Genomic DNA, 18,523 nt, shown 5'->3' with positions numbered 1-18,523 from the left:
GACAATAATTTTTTTCTAGTTTACATAATATATATTATAGGAAGTAGTGGGTTAAAATGAAATTGTTGTCTCATTATCGAAGTATACTTAAGATAGTGAGACAACATGAAAATTTTCAGTCAAATATTACTTAAATGGTTTAATCTGCGAAAATTGAATTGAATCATTTTCAAATTTATTTTTAAAGAACTAATTCATGTTTTTCTTGCTGAAGCTATGGATAAATATTTGTTCAATCAATTCTTAAAAAACGATATTTCACAGATATTCAATGATCCCTCTTAACTGATACTTTTTTCATCTAGTTTACATAACATTTTTATACACAACCATATGTCTAAATCCATTTAATTTATTCACTATCCTGTGTAATATTAAAAAACATATCATCTTGTTCTTTATTATCCTTAATATTGCTTTTGTTTTTTTCCCCCATCTCTCCATCCGATTCATAACTCAATCCAAATGTTTTCTCCTGTTCTTTCTTCATTCTAATCGCTCCTTTGCTTTTATGATAAAATACAGCTTCTTTTACATTTGTTGCTGCGTTTAGAGCCATTTTTCACAAAACGGAACACACGTTCCATCACGCGCATTTTTTTCATACTGGCTGCAATGCAGCACTTAAATATTTTCTGGGAGTTCCGTAATAAAGCAGCTTGCTGAACTCCGGGTAAACGGATTCAAAATATATAAAGATTGGCGAATCAAGCAGCCAGGGATAATTGGTAAAAAAGCATCTATCTCCATAAACCATCGCTGTCAGCGCCAGATCCAATTCTTTTTGGAAGATAAGAAACCTTATTTTTGCGTATTGCTGATCGAATTCTCCGCCGCTGATATACACCCTTCCGCTCAGAACATACTGCCCCATTTGGGGAATCCATTCAGCAAATGCTTCATCGCGGAACTTACGATTGACTGCATTAAAATCATAGCATTCACCTATCGCCAAAAATAATTCTCCTGTTGCATCTGAGTGTGTAAGTGTATATTTCCTGCTGTCTACGGGCCTGAATTCCGTCGCAGGAGGCAAATATTTAACCGACAGCTTAGATGGATTAAAATTACTCATAATAAGCGCCCCCATATACAAATTTCCATATGCCCAGTATATGGGGTGCTGAAAGAAACGTGACAAATGCCCATATCGTTAACGCTTGCGGGAATTCATTTTCATCACTTTGGTGTCTTTTAACATCCATTTCCCTTCTTCATACAGCCAGAAAGATTCTACAAATGCGATTGTATCTGCATTATAAGCACCGCTAATTCTCTGAACTCCCAATAATCCGTTTTGTCCTTCAACAGGGATGATCTTCAGCGTGCTATAAGGATTTACCATTAGTTCAGTGGGTTCACTTAGTTTTCCGTTTAAATACAGACCAAGCCGTTCATATTCCTCGCTCCGGTCCCTTAAATCAAACGTATATGATTGTTTGGTTTCTTGAATGCTAATATTGGCTTTGTAGCCATTTTCGAATTGGCTATTGATCACTAAAGGGTCTGGAACTGCCAGTTCTGTTAACATGAAGTCCTTTAACGTATATAAATAAAAATTCGACAGACCGCCGCTTCCCCCTGTTGGAATACTTATAAACATATCTTTAATGGAATCATGATTTAAATCCTCAAACTGTATTTGAGGTTCATAGCCTCCTGCAAGCTCTGCTTTATATATTTTACCGTCTGAAGCCTTTATTTCGAGTGATATTTCCTTTAAAAAGGACGCGCCTTCCTCATAATAAACACCCTTAATATAGACGGTATCCGCCTTATTATCACCTGTTACATCCACTTTATCTTTTGACACCGTTACAGCTCTTTGTTCTTCCTCACCAGCATATACACCTGTTATGGCGGATAGAGACATAAAAAAGAAAGCCGCAAACGCAAAAAGCAATTCTTTTTTCATTTACTAATCCTCCCTAATTTTTTATTATCTTGCCCATTTATGGAAATAACATGTAAAATCACAAAAAACCTCCTATCCTAAGGATAAGAGGTTTTGCAGAAATAAATTATTTAGCTGCCTTCTTCTTTAATGCATTTTCCTTGGTTTCCCATGATTCAATCCCTTTTAGACCCGGAATAGAGTCAGCATAGAACACAGGATCTTTTCCTTCTTTTCTCTGTGCCTTATAGTCCTTCAGGGCTGCAAAGGCAATTTTAGCGAGCAATACAATTGCAATAAAGTTAATGATGGCCATTATACCCATGAATAAATCTGCAAGGCTCCAAACAATTGCTAAATCTACTACAGATCCGAAAATAACCATTCCCAGTACGGCAATGCGATAAATAAATAACGCAGAGCTACTTTCTTTAATAAATTCAATATTCGTTTCACCATAATAATAATTTCCGATTACAGATGTGAACGCAAATAAGAAAATAGCAACAGCTATAAATATTGGTGCCCATGATCCAACATGTGTGCTAAGGGCTGCCTGTGTCAATTCAATGCCTGTAAGGTCAGAATTAGCATATTCACCTGATAGCAGAATAATAAAGGCTGTAGCAGAACAGATTAATATCGTATCTACAAATACCCCAAGGGTTTGAATCAATCCTTGTTTTACAGGATGGGATACTGAAGCTGTAGCAGCCGCATTTGGCACGCTTCCCATTCCTGCCTCGTTTGAAAAGAGACCCCTCTTAATCCCCATCATCACTGCGGCACCCATTGCTCCGCCAGCAGCCTGATCGAGCCCGAAAGCTCCTTTAATTATGCTGCCAATCAGATTAGGGATTTCTGTAATGTTCATTATGACAATTACAATGGCAACCGCCAAGTATATAACCGCCATAATCGGCACAACGACTTGAGATACATATGCAATTCGTTTAACACCGCCGAAAATGATGATCGCTGTTAATGCCGCCAGTACAAGTCCAATAGATAGACGGCTGGCACCAAATGCTTCACTAAAGGCTAATGAGATGGTGTTTGATTGAACAGAGTTAAAAACCAACCCAAAACAGAATGTAATAATGATTGCAAAAATTATTCCCATCCAGCGTTTATTTAGCCCTTTTTCCATATAGTAGGCCGGGCCTCCGCGGAAACCATCCTTATCTTTCACTTTATAAATCTGAGCCAGAGTACTTTCAATGAAGCTGGAAGCCCCGCCAATGAGTGCAATGAGCCACATCCAGAAAACTGCACCAGGTCCGCCGGCCGCTATGGCAGTTGCTACACCTGCTATGTTACCAGTACCTACACGGGATGCTGCACTAATAGTAAAAGCCTGAAATGATGATATCCCTCTCTTGCCTTCTGCAGATACCATCGCTTTATCGCCCAATATTCTGAACATTTCACCTAAATATCTTAATTGGACAAACCGGCTTTTGAAGCTGAAATATAAACCTAAAATGATTAATGCGGCAATCAAAATGTAAGTCCATAATAGATCATTCAGAAAGCCTACGATTGATTCCAAAAAGCCCATACTATTCCCCCTAATCAATTCTTTTGTTATTTCACAAAAACAACACACTCCTTATAATCTATCAAAAGAATTTTTAATAGACAAGTCGAATATTCATTCCATTTCGATAAAATACATTAAAAACCTTGATATTAAGCGAAAAATAATCGATTTTGCCAATTAATTTAAATATTTTTAATCGTTTTCATTTAAGTTTGAATAAATTTTTTATACACTTTACCTTTCTAAAGAATAATATTCTTCTGAATTATTAATTTGCAAGAACCTATCGGATTCAGTCCCTCTAAAAAATCGGGAGCCATTAAAGAGCACGAACTACTTTCCCTATAACATAATTCTAAGTAGACAAAAAACCCCTGCATTAACAGGGGGTTTTTTAATCTTATTCAGTCACGTGGCTGTCATCTACTTCCTTGACTTCAGCCCTCCAGATGCATTTTGCTTTACCGCTTTCGGATTCGTCAATGATGAACGATCCATTGGAATATCTGTCATTAAAGCGGATGGATGAAGCAATAACTGCTTCAATATGGCCTTTTTCCGTTTCAATGTATATTTCATCTTTGCTTTTGACAATCACACACCCAACAATACGGTGAGGGTTAGATTTCAATTCACGAAGCATCACTACACCGCGCTTGGCACGGGAAGTCCGTTCAAATTCGCTCATCTTCATTTTTTTTATAGATCCTCGCTGTGTAACAATCACGACAGACTGCTCTTTCTGATCCTCAATTAGCTGAGCACCTGCGACAAAATCGCCGTCTTTAAGGTTAATGCCTTTAACGCCTGCTGCCCGGGCACCAACGATACTTACTTCCTCTTCATGGAACCAGAGGCCGAATCCCTGGTAAGTGGCAAGGAATATTTCCTTCGTGCCATCTGTTAAATAAACGTCGAGAACTTCATCAGTGCCTTTTACATTAACTGCCACAAGCGGCTTGGAATATCTTTGAGCTTTATAAGCTTTTAGCTCGGTTTTCTTTACCATTCCATTTTTCGTCATAAAGAGCAGGTATTCTTCCGTTTCAAAATCTTTAACTGGAATAGCCCGGACAATCGATTCATTCCGGTCGATCGGTATGATATTGGCAATATGCTGTCCAAGGTCCTTCCAGCGGATATCCGGCAGCTGATGTACTGGACAGTATAAATAGTTTCCTTTATTCGTAAACACAAGGAGAACATCGGTCGTATTCATATCAAGCTTTGCAATCAGCCTGTCTGAATCCTTCATGCCAAAATCCTGTCCGTTTGAGGCGGCAAACGACCTCTGGCTTGTGCGCTTGACATAGCCTTCCTTTGTTACCGTTACAATCACATCTTCACTGGCTACCAGAACTTCAAGATTGATCTTGATTTCTTCGATCTCCGCTTCAATTCTCGTACGGCGTTCATCGGCAAAACGCTTTTTGACATCTCTTAGCTCTTTTTTTATAACAGAGAATAGCTTCTTCTCACTTTCCAAAATGGATTTCAGTTCGCCGATTAGCTTAGCAAGATCCTCAGCTTCTGCTCTTAAGGCAGTAATGTCTGTATTGGTTAAGCGATAAAGCTGGAGGGAAACAATTGCTTCAGCCTGAGGTTCAGTGAACTCAAACTTTGCAATCAGATTATCTTTTGCATCCCGCTTATCTTTAGATGCCCGGATTGTAGTAATCACTTCATCCAGGATGGAAAGAGCCTTCATCAGGCCTTCAACGATATGCTGACGCGCCTCAGCCTTTTGCAGCTCAAACTGAGATCTGCGTGTAACAACTTCTTTACGATGGCCGATATAGGCATCCAGAAGCTCTCTTAAACCCATTAATTTCGGGTGACGATTGTGGATAGCAACCATATTGAAGTTATAAGGGATCTGCAAATCACTGTTTTTGTACAGATAATGAAGGACGCCTTCAGGATCTGCATCCTTTTTTAACTCAATCACAATCCGAAGGCCTGTCCGATCCGTTTCATCACGGACTTCGGCGATGCCTTCGACTTTCCGGTCCAGTCGGAATTCATCAATCTTCTTTACCAGATTGGCTTTATTCACTTCATAAGGAATTTCAGTTATGACAATTTGCTTTTTGCCTCCGCGCAAATCTTCGAATTCGGCCTTTCCGCGGACAATAATTTTTCCTCTTCCTGTTTCATAAGCTTTTTTAATTCCATCGACTCCCTGGATGATGCCTCCAGTAGGGAAATCAGGTCCTTTAATATGCTCCATCAGATCATCGATAGAACAATCCGGCTTATCCATCCGTAAAATAACCCCATCAATAATCTCATTTAAATGATGAGGCGGAATATCCGTTGCATATCCAGCAGAAATACCTGTTGAGCCATTGACTAGCAAATTCGGATAGACAGCGGGCAAAACGGTTGGCTCACTGGAAGTATCATCAAAGTTCGGGATAAATTCAACGGTTCTTTTCTCAATATCTCTCAGCAATTCGGAAGAAAGGGCCGATAATCGAGCCTCTGTATAACGCATGGCTGCCGGAGGATCTCCATCGATGCTCCCGTTATTGCCGTGCATTTCAACAAGAAGGTTTCGAACCTTCCAATCCTGGCTCATCCGCACCATGGCGTCATATACAGAAGTATCGCCATGCGGATGATAATTGCCGATTACATTTCCGACTGTTTTAGCAGACTTTCTAAAGCCCTTTTCGTGTGTATTGCCTTCTACATGCATGGCATAAAGGATCCGTCTTTGAACAGGCTTTAATCCATCACGAGCATCGGGAAGGGCACGATCCTGAATAATATATTTACTATAACGCCCAAAGCGGTCGCCTAATACATCTTCAAGAGGAAGGTCCCGGAATTTTTCAGCAGAACTCATGATTCATCACCCTCCTCCTCTAGCACTGAAATATTCTCATTTTCAAGTATGCTTCCATCTTCTTCAAGGCCGAATGCCACATTGGACTCGATCCATTTGCGGCGCGGTTCAACCTTATCACCCATCAATGTGGTCACACGGCGTTCAGCTCTTGCTGCATCATCAATCTTAACGCGGATCAGTGTGCGCGACTCTGGATCCATAGTCGTCTCCCATAGCTGATCGGCGTTCATTTCGCCAAGCCCTTTATAGCGTTGAAGCATATATCCCTTACCCACTTTTTTAATGGTATCCTGAAGATCATCATCACTCCATGCATACTCAATCACTTCTTTTTTGCCTGAACCTTTGCTGACTTTGTATAAAGGAGGCAGCGCAATGAATACCTTGCCCGCTTCAAGCAGCGGTTTCATATACCTGTAAAAGAAAGTAAGCAAAAGCACCTGGATATGTGCTCCATCGGTATCGGCATCTGTCATGATGATTACTTTATCATAGTTGACATCTTCCAGATTAAAATCTGAGCCAACGCCTGCTCCGACTGCATGGATAATGGTATTGATTTCTTCATTTTTAAAGATATCCTGGAGCTTTGCTTTTTCCGTGTTGATTACTTTACCTCTAAGCGGGAGCACAGCCTGGAAGCGCCTGTCCCTGCCCTGTTTAGCAGATCCCCCGGCAGAATCGCCCTCAACCAGGTACAATTCGTTTCTTTGCGGGTTGCGCGACTGTGCTGGTGTAAGTTTTCCTGAAAGCATGGCTTCAGATTTTTTCCGCTTCTTCCCGCTTCTTGCTTCCTCACGTGCTTTGCGGGCTGCTTCTCTCGCCTGGAAAGCTTTTATCGCTTTTTTAATTAATAGAGAGCTTGTCTCAGGGTTTTCTTCAAGGAAATAAGACAAATGCTCGGAAACAACTGAATCAACAGCCGACCGTGCTTCACTGGTCCCCAGTTTGCCTTTCGTCTGGCCCTCAAACTGCAAAAGCTCCTCCGGAACACGAACAGAGACGATAGCTGTGAATCCTTCCCGCAGATCCGCTCCATCCAGGTTTTTATCTTTTTCCTTCAGAAGATTCACTTTGCGGGCATATTCATTAAAAGCCCTTGTCATCGCTGTTTTGGACCCAGCCTCATGCGTACCGCCGTCTTTTGTGCGGACGTTGTTAACAAACGAAAGGACATTTTCCGAATATCCATCATTGAATTGAAAAGCAAAATCCACTTCAATTCCATTGCTCTCGCCTTCAAAGCTTACTACAGGGTGAAGAATATCCTTTTCTTCATTTAAATATTCAACAAATGCTTCTATGCCATTTTCATAGTGAAAAACGTCATGAAAGTCATTACGTTCATCTATGATTTCTATTTTCATTCCTTTTAGAAGGAATGCAGACTCACGAAGCCGCTCGCAGAGTGTTTCGTAATTATACGTGGTAGTCGAAAAAATCGACGGATCTGGCTTAAAGTGGATGGTAGTTCCTGATTGATTTGTCTTGCCCACTTTTTCGAGCGTTGTAACCGGCTTTCCGCCCAGCTCGAAACGCTGTTCATACACAAAGCCATCACGTTTAATTTTAACAACAAGCCACTCTGAGAGGGCGTTGACTACGGATGCACCAACACCATGCAGCCCGCCGCTTGTCTTATAGCCTCCCTGGCCAAACTTTCCCCCTGCATGAAGGACAGTTAATATGACTTCTGGAGTCGGCTTGCCCATTCTGTGCATACCTGTAGGCATACCGCGTCCTTTATCTTGAACACTAATTGAATTATCTTTATGTATTTTGACAATGATATGATCCCCGTAACCTGCCAGCGCTTCATCGACAGCGTTATCGACAATCTCATATACAAGATGGTGCAAACCCCTTGCATCCGTACTTCCAATGTACATCCCAGGGCGTTTTCTAACAGCTTCAAGCCCTTCGAGTACCTGTATGGCATCATCATTGTAGTCAAAAGCTTCCTGATTTCTTGCCACGAACATACCCCTTTCATTTCCTGCAAAAACACATGCCGTCAAAATCTCGGCACTAAGAACACCCGTATGAGAATTCAGCTTTTAAGTCCATTTCCTTTGATATCCCAAGGCTAGAACAGATGTTCTGTATTCATATTTTACCATATAATTTAGGATGGTCTATGCTTTATTTTATCTATTTATTTGGTTTTGGCAAATAAGATCTTGGGATTTAAAAGATTTATCCTGATTATTTCCGTTACACAAACCCTTTATTTACAGGGATTCTATAAAAAATAAAAAACATGAGATCTTAAGCAGACCTCATGCTGAGTTTACTTCGTTAGTGCGTGTTCAACTTTAATGCAGCGGTCCATGATGACAGTGCAGCCTTTTTCTTTTAGAAAATCATATGCTTCCTGGTTTGCCACTCCAAGCTGAGCCCAGAAGATATCAGCATCTATTTCGGCAAACTCCCGAGCAATTTCCGGAAGAAACTCTGAACGCCTGAATACATTGACGATATCTACATGCCCCTCGATCTCTTTAAGACTTGCTACAGCCTTTACACCAAGTACCTCATCAACAGCGGGATTAACCGGGATAATTTCATAGCCGGCTTTTTGCATCGCCTCTGACACCATATAGGATGTGCGTTCAGGATTTCCGCTTAACCCCACAACAGCAATCCGCTTTGCCTTTTTTTATAGAACACCGATTTGGTCCCTGCTTGGATTTTCAATAGCCATTTTGTTCCCTCCAATTTTTCTGGTTAATTATATTTTACCTAAAATCTTAAAAGCGCACTAACTTATTGCTCTTATTCCCAAATATACAGCTTATAAAAACTCAATGACCTTTCAACTTTAAATCCTGCTTTTTTATAAAGAGACAGGGCTTTCTGGTTGGTTGTTCCCACACAAAGCTTAATGCTTGCGGATCCAGCATTCACAAAAAGGTCATGAACCGCCATATCAAGCAATTTTCGTCCAATGCCCTTCTTGCGTTTACAGAATTTCACACCAATGAATTCAATGCTTCCTTCTTTTTCATCACGATTGTATTCAGCATATAAATAGCCATTTAATCCATCCGCATCACCAGATGTATAAACTTTGTGTTCGTCACTCAATCTTCCGATAATCTCTTTTCCTGAATAATATGTATGGGGAAACAATGTATCATGCAAATGGATAAACTCGCTATGGCTGTGAGGCGGCAATAAACTGATATCTCTTAATTCATTACTGGGATTTCCTTTCAGTTCCATGTATGTCTGAGCAGATTGCGGCTTGAATCCGTTACTTAAAGCAAATTCGGCAGCAGTATGGTTGGCTGTATCCGCAAACAGAAAGTAAGAATGCAGGTTTCCTTCAAAATAATGAAGTGCTTTTTCCCATAAAAGTCTCATAAATTCAAATTCCTGAACAAAAGGACCCCATAATTCTGCTGTCCCTTTATTAAGATCAGCATCTACTCCCAGAAAACCTGCAATTGCGCCATCCTTCCAGACAATAAATGCAGCTGATTCGGCATCACTATTCATTTCTTCCAGACTATGAAGAATATCGTTTTGGCTGGTCCCCAAATACCCTATATGACACTGGCGCAGAGAGTTCATTCCTGCAATAAACTCGGATGCCTGCACTAGATTTGCATGATCCAAAATGCCGGCTTTCACATCATCACTCCTCTTTACTATATTTTACCATAAAAAAAACGGCTGATTTGCTTTCAGCCGAATTAGAAGATTAATAAACGGCTGTCTCTAATCTTTTAAGCAGCCTCTTTATGCTGATGTTCGCTTCTCTTAACACCATTTCTTTATCAACCGTTTTTAGCTTCCTATTTTCCATGACGATTTTCCCGTTTACAATGGTTATTTCTACATCTGCTCGAGTGGCTGAATAGACAATCCTCGAGATGGTGTCGATATCAAATGACGGATACACATGAAAATCATTCAGATTAAGAATAGCAAGGTCTGCTTTCTTTCCGGGCTCAAGGCTTCCGATTTCCTTTTCCATTCCAACTGCTTTAGCTCCGCCGATCGTAGCCATTCTGAAGACTGTTCTGGCATTCATTGCTGTTGGTCCATGTACAGGCTTCTGAATGATTGCAGCCAATCTCATTTCATTGAACATATCCAGATTGTTATTGCAGGGAGCACCATCAGCACCCAGGCTGACAAAAGCCTGCTGATCCAATAAAGAAGGAATTTCTGCTACACCTGATGCCAGCTTTAAATTGGATCCCGGACAATGGCTGACCTTTACACCACGCTCTTTGATGATCCTTTTTTCTTCTTCATCAAGCCAAACACAATGCGCAAGAATCAGCCTTTCATTGGCAAGCCCAATGCTGTCCAAGTAAACTACATTCCGCATGCCTAATTCTCTTTCAACAAGCAGAATTTCATTGGCATTTTCCGATGCGTGCGTATGGACTCTTACATTGTACTGTGCAGAAAGATCCCTGACACTTTTCAGCAATTCCTCTGTGCAGGAAACTACAAAACGGGGACAGAAGGCATATTGTATTCGTCCATTATCGCTGTTATGCCATTTCTCAAGCAGATCTGCGCTTTGCTGGATGGACTTTAAGGTATTTTCCCTTAACGGAACTGGAACTTCATCCCCCTTATCCATCATGACCTTTCCGGCAAGTGCCCGTATGCCGCTCTCGGCAATTGCCTGAAATGCATATTCGGTATGATTGACCGTTTCCATGTCCACCACAGTTGTTGTTCCGCTTTGAAGCAATTCACCAATCCCCAGCATGGCAGAATAATAGATGGATTCTTCATCATGCGAAGCCTCCAGCGGCCAGATTTTCTGTTTCAGCCAATCAAGCAGTTCAAGATCATCAGCCTGTCCTCGGAATAATGTCTGGCATAGATGTATATGTGTCTGGATAAATCCCGGTATGATTGTTTTTCCTGAAGCATCCATTACTTTATCAGCTTTATGTGTTAAATTCTGGCCAATTTCCACGATGCGGTCATCCACAATATAAAGGTCGCCGAAAACGATTTCTTCAGCTGCGTTCATCGTGATGATTTCAGCATTTTTTATCAGTATACTGCTCAACTTCTTCCTCCCCCTTGTACAGGACTTGCTTCTCCTGGCTCCAGTTTTCCATATGTCATGATAAGCTGCTTGTAAAATTGAATGGAGCGCTGATAAGCCGCCAGACTCACCCACTCATTTGGCTGATGGGCAAGCTTTTCGTCTCCCGGGCCGTAAATCAGGGTAGGAATCTCACTCCTTGGATTAAGAACGGCACCATCTGTATAGTAGGACACCCCGTAATGGTTTGCTGGCGATTCGCCTTTGATCATTTGCGCTATTTGAATAATGTCCTCAGCAGGATCCGTTAAAATAGATGGACGGTCCAGGATGGTTTCAACACTGTATTTATAAATCTCTTCCTGATCCATCAGCAGATCAAGTTTGGATTTCAGCATGTTTATAAAACTGGAATGGGATTGAGGAGGGACGGTTCTTATATCTGCTCTGATGCTGCATTTATCTGGAATGACATTGGTTTGCACTCCGCCTTCAATCATGGTAACAGCCAGGCTGCTTTGTCCGAGTGGCTTCCTATCTGTCATCCATCCAATTTTCATTTCATCCAATAGCCGGACTATTTTAAGCATATGATCTACTGCATTTATTCCCTGTTCCGGCATCGAACCGTGAGAGGTTTTTCCATACGCTGTTATTTCAAGCCAAAGAGCTCCCTTATGGCCAATCACAATTTTTTCATTTGTCGGTTCGGCAATGATTAGTGCATCTATTTTTCTGCAGTCATTCTCCTTTATAAAAGCCCTTGCCCCGCAGCTGTCGACTTCCTCCCCGGCTGTTGCCAAAAAAGTAACGCCAGCAGGGGGTACAGTACTCGTGAGATACAGCTCTTCCAATGCCAGGAACATCGCTGCAAGACCGCTTTTCATATCAGATGCTCCTCTGCCATATATGCGTCCATCTGCGATTTCACCTGAAAATGGAGAGTAAATCCATTCTCCCGTTCCAGGAGAAACGGTATCCATATGGCCGCATAAGACTAGCTGTTTACCGCTTTTTCCCGGAAGCGTAACTTCAAAATTGCTTCGAGTCTCATCAAGTATTGTCACTTTAAACGGCAGACAATTTTGTTTGCATCTGTTAATAAAAGCTTCAGTCACTAAATGTTCGTTTCCTGGCGGATTAGAGCTGTCGATTTGAAGCAGCTGCTGAAGAAACTGAATGTCATTCATTAATCCGCCTCCACTATTTGCATTTTAATAGGGGTCACTTTAAACCCATTAACCGGTGCCATGTCCTGGGAACAGGTTGTACAGGCAATGACAACATCGCACAATGCTTTCAGCCTTATGTAATCACCAGGCTTGGAAAGAGGCTCGGTAATGACATAATCACCAGCATCATCAAGGACATTATTCATAAATATATTGATGGGATCCGGAATGACAGGGGGGTGAATATCATACTTTTTCAAAGCAGCCGCAATATTATCATGGCAATTTGGGTGATCCTCCTTGCCAAAATCAACTTTATAGCGGTAATAATCACAAGCAGGAAAGAAGAAATCATGTTTTCCAACAGTGTCTTCCACTAGCTGCATCAGCGGGCGGCGGCGGTTGCTGTAAAGCCAATCTCCCGTTTTAAGCCGAATGCTGCTTAATGAGGCACGCATATGAACAGGTGAAACATGTTCCTCAGGATCTTTATAGTTAAAACAGACAAAATCCCCCACTTGTTTTCCTTCCATATCAATAATTATGAGCTCTTCTCCTTTGTGAATCAGGGCGCTTCTTCCTTCATAAGGGGGGATAATCATTTCGTCTCTGATCTTCCCCTTGTTAAAAACCTCTTTCATTTGATCACCAACCTTTGTTGTTATTCAATGAAAACGGCTACAGCACGAACTGGAGATCCCGTTCCTTTTCGAATCTTGAGCGGCAGTCCGAAATATAGAAATCGCATTCCTGCAATCTGATCGAGATTACAGAGATTTTCCGTATTGGTTATCCCATATTCCCGGCAAATGAGGTGCCCGGAATACTTCGGATCATCCGGATGGTCAATGGCCGGGGCATCGATGCCTATATTGACCGCACCTTTTTCAGCCAGCCATTTGGCTGCTTGATAATTCAGGCCCGTGTAGGTTGTGAGCCATTTGTCTGTACCATAAGAGCGATTATAGTGGCCGGTATAGAGGAGAACGATATCTCCTTTTTCAATAAACTGCTGTGATTTTCGCAATGCCTCCTCGAGATCACGGTCTGTAATATATCGATCAGGCTGGATGTGGGACACATCCAGGCAAACTGCGGGCCCGTAAAAATATTCAAGCGGCATTTCATCGATGTATTTGCCGTTTGGATCATATTCATAGGTTGCATCGCTATGGGTAGGGCCATGTTCATTGATTAATAGATTATTGGTTGCAAACATAAATCCCACTTGCTTTTCACTTTCTTCGTGAGAGATATTTGGGAAGATCATTGTTTTTTGATGAAGGGGAAAAACAGGCATTCCCTGATAAATTTCCTGCGTTAAATCGACTAATTTAACTCCCATGCTATTCCTCCTTGCCCTGCTAATTTTTTTACTATATGAAAAGCGGCAGAGAACGCCGCTTTTAAGTTCAATTAATAATGGTCGGAATGACCTCAAATTTATCTACATCGATCAGTCCCATATCTGTAATTTTCCACTTAGGGCTTGTTACCAGTGACCAGAATGATAAATGCATAAACGGAACCTCCATGCCACAGCCAAGAACATCTTTTGCAAGCTGCGACAATTCGTCTACCTTTTCACTCATTTCTTTTCCAGTTAATTCGTCTGTCATTAAACCGCCAATCCTCAATGGCAGGTCACCGACTACTTTGCTATCCTTTATCATCGCTATTCCGCCATCCATTGCAATTACACGGTTCACCGCAGTTACCATATCTTCGTAGTTTGTCCCTGTTACGATGATATTGTGTGTATCATGGGCGACGCTTTCTGCAATGGCACCGCTTTTCAAATCGAAGCCATGCAGGAAAGTCTTACCGATTTTTCCTGTTCTGCCGTGGCGTTCTACAACCAGAAGCGGCAGCACATCCTGCTTAAGGCAAGGCAGCACAATGCCGTCTTTGACATTCAGAGTGAACTCGCTTCCGCCAGTTAAGTTCTGAAAAGGTATAGCTTCAATTGCCCTTACTTTTGCTCGGCTGCCTGAAGCCTCAATAGCCAGCTCCTTGAGTGTTACAGGTTTTCTCCTCACTGACTTTTTCACACTTTCCGGATATATGTAAGGAGCAATATCTATGGTTAATTCGCCTTTTTCAGCTGCTTTTTTTCCTGCAAGATATACCTGGTCAACGGTCATATTGTTCAGGTCGCTGATCACGACAACGTCTGCCCGTTTGCCTGGTGCAATTACCCCAACATCTTTAAAGCCAAAATGGGAAGCCGGATTTATGGTCGCCATTTGGATGGCCTCCACAGGATCAATGCCTACAGCAATAGTTCTGCGGACAATATCATTCATATGTCCGTAATTTAACAGATCAGCAGGCACCATATCATCTGATACAAGGATTGCACGGCGGGAATCGAGCCCATCCTCTGTTATGGCACGGATACAGTCTGCCATATTTCTTTGGGAAGAGCCTTCACGCATGAACACACTTACACCATTGCGCAGCTTTTCGACAGTTTCTTCTTTTGTCGTAGTCTCATGGCAGGACACATGGTTCCCGCCACTGATAATATGGGCGGCAAGCTCTTTGCCAAACAATCCTGGTGCATTCCCTTCAACCGTTTTTCCTATGCTGTTTGCATACGAAACTGCGGCAACAAGGTCGTCTATTAATTCCGGGGCATGCTCATATACCGGCCTGATATTGCTGAAGCTCTGTATCTCTCCAATTCCCTGTACATTTGGGTCAGCCAATAGCTCTTTCATATCCTTGGAAGTCACATCAAATCCGGAGGTTTCAAGTCCGGGAGCATCAGGCACCGCGCAGGGAACCGTGAAAAGGATCCGGTTTGGAAGTGTCTTTGCTTCTTCAATCATCGCCTGCATCCCGTGAACCCCCAGGACATTTCCAATTTCATGCGGATCTCCAATCAGCGTGGTGGTCCCAGTCGGAATGGAAAGCTTGGAGAATTCCGTGCAAGTCAGCATTGCACTTTCAAAATGCATATGAGAATCAATAAACCCGGGACATACGAATTTCCCCTGAATGTTTTCCACTTTCGTTTTTGGCCCGATTAAGTCTTTTGCATCTCCCGCCATTAAAATATATTCACCTTTCATCGCAACGTCTGCTTCATAGATCTCCCGGGTGATGACATTGATGAAGTATCCTCCTTTCAGGACTACATCAGCAAACTGGCTGGAATCAAGCAGCACGTCAATAAGCTTGCGGTATTGCACTGCCTTTTTTATGTCTATTGCATCCATTTATTAACCCCCTGTCTCCCCTTCTACACTGTCAATAATTCCGATAATGGCCGCATCTATAGGAGCATCTTTATTTTGGACGGCTCTTGATGCCATGCTTCCAGTCACATATATGACCTTCTCTCCTATTCCGGCACCAACAGTATCAACGGTTATAATGGGGTTCGGTAACAGCGTGCCGTCCAATCCTACAGGCTGGGTAATTAATAATTTTGTGCCCACAAGATTATCATCTTTTCTTGTGGCAGTTACACGACCAACCACTATTCCCATTTGCATAAAGACCTTCTCCTTAATGTAGAATGATTTCGATCTTCAGTTCCTTTGCTGTATCTCTTGCAAGGGGGGTAATGATAGCCCCTTTTGGAACAGCTATTTGATCAAGCTTACTAAAACGGGCAAACCGGACTGATTCATCGGTAATAACCGTTTTCTTCACATGCTGAACATCAAATTCTGCTTGTTGATGGAAATCTATTAATCTGATTCCAAGCATCTTCAGTTCTGTCATCTGCTCATTGAGCTTCCTTTTTAACATGTCGGGGCCTTTATCCATTCCTTTCAGTTTCCAATATTGGCTGAAGGGATCACCTCCAGCCTTTAAAGCCGTGATCCGTTTTCCCTTCAATAAGCCCTTTAGGATGATCTGCACAATTGGTCTCTTTTCGTTAAGGGACAGTATGTCTGTTATTAAAGAAAAGGATAGAATAGGCAAAAAGATCTCATCGAATTGATCAATTGGCTGGGCATGAAACGCTGTCGGAGAGATCCAATCGTCATTTCCAGTCAGATTAACTAACTCCTGAAGCGGAAATTGTTTTAGCATTTCCTCCTCAGCAGCCATTCTGAGTGTAATATCTTTCTTTGTTAACTTTTTCAAGTAAGAAAATCCTGGTTCCATCCCTATCATATGAGAGGTTAATAGAGCCAGGATGTGAGGTTTTCTGTCTCTGCAGCTGTCATTTCGCAGGTAAAGCTCCTGCAGAGTGTTTTTTGCCATAACACTCTGCTTTTTGCTGCTCATGCTTATTCACCGATATTTTTTGATAAAAGAGCTCTTTCAACTTCGCTGTGCGGCCTTGGGATGACATGTACCGAAATGAGTTCTCCAACTCTGCTGGCCGCTTCCGCACCTGCATCGGTGGCTGCTTTAACTGCTCCAACATCTCCTCTGACCATAACCGTTACAAGACCAAATCCCACTTTTTCATATCCGCAGATCTCCACATTAGCTGCTTTAACCATTGCATCCGCTGCCTCTACTGCGCCTACAAGACCTTTTGTCTCGATTAATCCCAATGCTTCACCCATTGTGTGTTTCCTCCTTAAATTTATTAACCTGATGATTTGTCTGTATCGTTAACATTAAAGTTGCTGCTCTCTTTTGCTTGCTTTTTTCTATTCGGGTTAACCTCTAGTCTGTTACCCCCTTGAGCATCATTTCCAGGATGCATATCTTCCAGCTTAAAATTCGGAAGCAGCTTCCCTGCTACTTCACTGTGGGCACGCGGGATGACATGAGCAGAAATTACTTTTCCAATTCTTTCTGCAGCACTAACACCAGCATCGACAGCAGACTTCACTGCCGCTACATCCCCGTTAAAATGGATTGTAACCCCCAGATAGCTCTCCACTCCTATTACTTTTTCAATTCCTACAATTTCTACATCTGCTGCTTTTACGGCTGCATCTGCTGCAGAAACTGCTGTTGAATAACCAACGGTTTCAATCAGTCCCAATGCTTGCAACTGGTAAATCCCCCTCCTATGAAATAGACAAATCATCTCTCCATGCCTATAAGATGCTTCCGGGATGAATAGTTTCTGATCTGTGACAGAGATGCTGGCTTACAACTAATTAATTCTGTCGAATTCCTTATGAAGCTGATCAGAGATGCGTGAAACATCATCATAGTGTCCATGAAGCAGCAAGTATTTCTTCTCTATTAAAAAATTGAAATGTTCAGAAGTGCTTTTTTTCATGTAACGGTCAAGGATCAAAATACCCGAATAATAGTCGATCCCTTCAATGACAGCCACACCGCCGATTGAAGAGTTCAGCCCCAATTGTTTAGTAAGCCATGGACTGGGGGATTTTTCTCTATAGATTTGAGTAGTTTTAAAGGATTTTTGGGAAAGTTTTTTAAAGAAGCTCTTTAAGGCGTTTAATAGTATCCCATGATTCTCTTCATATAGCTCCAGCGAAAAAGATTTCCCGCTGTTTTTGTCCCATGTCAGGCAATATCTTAAAGAAGGAAACTCTCTTAAAAGGTCATTCAGCATAAATAACTGCCCTGGCGTGCATTTTTCTGAAATGACTACACCGATTGAGGCTGTTTTTAATTCCCGCTGAAAAGAGCTTTCAAGAGCTGGATGAAGCTCTGAGAACAGCCAGACTTTTACACCCTCCGGCGTTTGTCCGATAAGCTGGCTTTCTCTTGCATTACGGTCAGGTTTTATATCAGCAAAGCCAGCATTGGAAGAAACCGGATGTTTCCCCTGTACCAGGGATAGGGTTTGAAGCTGTGCAATTTTTTCCTTAGCTGAAGACTTGGGTGCAGAATGAGAAACTGGTTGCCTTTTAAGGTTTTGATGTGGCTCTGCAGTCTTGACCGGTACTGAATGATGAACTGATATTCTTTTATTCATTTTTTCCTTCTGGTAATTAGGCCGGGTAATGCCCGGTATATTCTTCTTCGTTCCCTGCTGCCTGCTTGGGGGGGACTGGTTGGAAACCCCATTAATAGGATTTACTTTTGACTTGCCGTAAGGCTTCATCACTTCTTCTACAACACTTTTAATAAAGTCAGACAC

The 18,523-nt window shown here is 41.9% G+C and carries 18 protein-coding genes; all 18 read right to left on the bottom strand.

The annotated features are described in order from the left end of the window. Positions 1 to 352 precede the first annotated feature (352 nt). The 18 genes from A361_RS30230 to A361_RS12405 all read right to left on the bottom strand — a co-directional run bounded on the left by A361_RS30230 (position 353) and on the right by A361_RS12405 (position 18,523). A complete protein-coding gene (locus A361_RS30230; protein ID WP_162271988.1) occupies positions 353 to 559 on the bottom strand; it encodes a hypothetical protein in 207 nt (68 codons plus the stop codon). 42 nt (positions 560 to 601) lie between these two features. After that, complete coding sequence (locus A361_RS12485; RefSeq protein WP_019379967.1) at positions 602 to 1,075, bottom strand: staygreen family protein; 474 nt, start codon at positions 1,073 to 1,075, stop codon at positions 602 to 604. Between the two features lie 78 nt (positions 1,076 to 1,153). Beyond that, positions 1,154 to 1,915, bottom strand: coding sequence for a hypothetical protein (locus A361_RS12480; protein ID WP_019379968.1), 762 nt, complete (start codon positions 1,913 to 1,915; stop codon positions 1,154 to 1,156). Between the two features lie 106 nt (positions 1,916 to 2,021). Beyond that, positions 2,022 to 3,455 (bottom strand): alanine/glycine:cation symporter family protein, encoded by a 1,434-nt coding sequence (locus A361_RS12475; protein ID WP_009334666.1) that lies wholly within the window; start codon positions 3,453 to 3,455, stop codon positions 2,022 to 2,024. Positions 3,456 to 3,837: 382 nt separating this feature from the next. Next, positions 3,838 to 6,288 (bottom strand): DNA topoisomerase IV subunit A, encoded by a 2,451-nt coding sequence (gene parC / locus A361_RS12470; protein ID WP_019379969.1) that lies wholly within the window; start codon positions 6,286 to 6,288, stop codon positions 3,838 to 3,840. Further along, positions 6,285 to 8,267, bottom strand: a complete 1,983-nt coding sequence (gene parE / locus A361_RS12465; protein WP_009334671.1) for a DNA topoisomerase IV subunit B — start codon at positions 8,265 to 8,267, stop codon at positions 6,285 to 6,287. Before parE ends, parC begins: the two co-directional genes overlap by 4 nt. Positions 8,268 to 8,581: 314 nt before the next feature. Next, complete coding sequence (locus tag A361_RS12460; RefSeq protein ID WP_236888066.1) at positions 8,582 to 8,935, bottom strand: CoA-binding protein; 354 nt, start codon at positions 8,933 to 8,935, stop codon at positions 8,582 to 8,584. 131 nt (positions 8,936 to 9,066) lie between these two features. Continuing rightward, positions 9,067 to 9,927 (bottom strand): GNAT family N-acetyltransferase, encoded by an 861-nt coding sequence (locus tag A361_RS12455; RefSeq protein WP_019379971.1) that lies wholly within the window; start codon positions 9,925 to 9,927, stop codon positions 9,067 to 9,069. 70 nt (positions 9,928 to 9,997) lie between these two features. Beyond that, positions 9,998 to 11,335, bottom strand: coding sequence for a 5'-deoxyadenosine deaminase (locus A361_RS12450; protein ID WP_009334677.1), 1,338 nt, complete (start codon positions 11,333 to 11,335; stop codon positions 9,998 to 10,000). Further along, the gene (locus A361_RS12445) at positions 11,332 to 12,504 is read right to left on the bottom strand and encodes a M20 family metallopeptidase (RefSeq protein WP_019379972.1); all 1,173 of its coding nucleotides are present in this window, start codon (positions 12,502 to 12,504) and stop codon (positions 11,332 to 11,334) included. Before A361_RS12445 ends, A361_RS12450 begins: the two co-directional genes overlap by 4 nt. After that, positions 12,504 to 13,127 (bottom strand): DUF1989 domain-containing protein, encoded by a 624-nt coding sequence (locus A361_RS12440; protein WP_019379973.1) that lies wholly within the window; start codon positions 13,125 to 13,127, stop codon positions 12,504 to 12,506. The genes A361_RS12445 and A361_RS12440 overlap by 1 nt, the downstream gene beginning before the upstream one ends. 20 nt (positions 13,128 to 13,147) lie before the next feature. Continuing rightward, complete coding sequence (locus tag A361_RS12435; protein ID WP_019379974.1) at positions 13,148 to 13,831, bottom strand: cyclase family protein; 684 nt, start codon at positions 13,829 to 13,831, stop codon at positions 13,148 to 13,150. 67 nt (positions 13,832 to 13,898) lie between these two features. After that, positions 13,899 to 15,710 (bottom strand): adenine deaminase, encoded by a 1,812-nt coding sequence (gene ade, locus A361_RS12430; RefSeq protein WP_019379975.1) that lies wholly within the window; start codon positions 15,708 to 15,710, stop codon positions 13,899 to 13,901. Positions 15,711 to 15,713: 3 nt separating this feature from the next. Further along, positions 15,714 to 15,989 carry a EutN/CcmL family microcompartment protein gene (locus tag A361_RS12425; RefSeq protein ID WP_019379976.1) on the bottom strand — a complete coding sequence of 92 codons (276 nt, stop codon included), beginning with the start codon at positions 15,987 to 15,989 and terminating at the stop codon, positions 15,714 to 15,716. A 13-nt stretch (positions 15,990 to 16,002) separates the two neighbouring features. Further along, positions 16,003 to 16,734: a hypothetical protein gene (locus A361_RS12420; protein ID WP_019379977.1), complete on the bottom strand. Its 732-nt coding sequence runs from the start codon at positions 16,732 to 16,734 to the stop codon at positions 16,003 to 16,005. Positions 16,735 to 16,736: 2 nt separating this feature from the next. After that, positions 16,737 to 17,021: a BMC domain-containing protein gene (locus tag A361_RS12415; protein ID WP_009334686.1), complete on the bottom strand. Its 285-nt coding sequence runs from the start codon at positions 17,019 to 17,021 to the stop codon at positions 16,737 to 16,739. 23 nt (positions 17,022 to 17,044) lie between these two features. Next, positions 17,045 to 17,458: a BMC domain-containing protein gene (locus A361_RS12410; RefSeq protein WP_009334687.1), complete on the bottom strand. Its 414-nt coding sequence runs from the start codon at positions 17,456 to 17,458 to the stop codon at positions 17,045 to 17,047. 105 nt (positions 17,459 to 17,563) lie between these two features. After that, entirely contained in the window at positions 17,564 to 18,523 is a 960-nt protein-coding gene (locus tag A361_RS12405; RefSeq protein ID WP_019379978.1) for a hypothetical protein, read from the bottom strand.

The organism is Cytobacillus oceanisediminis 2691 (genome assembly GCF_000294775.2).
In the GTDB taxonomy this organism is placed as follows: domain Bacteria; phylum Bacillota; class Bacilli; order Bacillales; family Cytobacillaceae; genus Cytobacillus; species Cytobacillus pseudoceanisediminis.
This window is presented reverse-complemented; position numbering and strand designations above follow the sequence as displayed.

What these genes read in the sequence shown, in the direction of transcription:
- A361_RS12420 (WP_019379977.1), bottom strand. Translation starts at nt 16,734, where the DNA reads ATGAGCAGCAAAAAGCAGAGTGTTATGGCAAAAAACACTCTGCAGGAG.
- ade (WP_019379975.1), bottom strand. Translation starts at nt 15,710, where the DNA reads ATGGATGCAATAGACATAAAAAAGGCAGTGCAATACCGCAAGCTTATT.
- A361_RS12440 (WP_019379973.1), bottom strand. Translation starts at nt 13,127, where the DNA reads ATGAAAGAGGTTTTTAACAAGGGGAAGATCAGAGACGAAATGATTATC.
- A361_RS30230 (WP_162271988.1), bottom strand. Translation starts at nt 559, where the DNA reads ATGGCTCTAAACGCAGCAACAAATGTAAAAGAAGCTGTATTTTATCAT.
- A361_RS12435 (WP_019379974.1), bottom strand. Translation starts at nt 13,831, where the DNA reads ATGGGAGTTAAATTAGTCGATTTAACGCAGGAAATTTATCAGGGAATG.
- A361_RS12480 (WP_019379968.1), bottom strand. Translation starts at nt 1,915, where the DNA reads ATGAAAAAAGAATTGCTTTTTGCGTTTGCGGCTTTCTTTTTTATGTCT.
- A361_RS12475 (WP_009334666.1), bottom strand. Translation starts at nt 3,455, where the DNA reads ATGGGCTTTTTGGAATCAATCGTAGGCTTTCTGAATGATCTATTATGG.
- A361_RS12415 (WP_009334686.1), bottom strand. Translation starts at nt 17,021, where the DNA reads ATGGGTGAAGCATTGGGATTAATCGAGACAAAAGGTCTTGTAGGCGCA.
- A361_RS12425 (WP_019379976.1), bottom strand. Translation starts at nt 15,989, where the DNA reads ATGCAAATGGGAATAGTGGTTGGTCGTGTAACTGCCACAAGAAAAGAT.
- parC (WP_019379969.1), bottom strand. Translation starts at nt 6,288, where the DNA reads ATGAGTTCTGCTGAAAAATTCCGGGACCTTCCTCTTGAAGATGTATTA.
- A361_RS12485 (WP_019379967.1), bottom strand. Translation starts at nt 1,075, where the DNA reads ATGAGTAATTTTAATCCATCTAAGCTGTCGGTTAAATATTTGCCTCCT.
- A361_RS12445 (WP_019379972.1), bottom strand. Translation starts at nt 12,504, where the DNA reads ATGAATGACATTCAGTTTCTTCAGCAGCTGCTTCAAATCGACAGCTCT.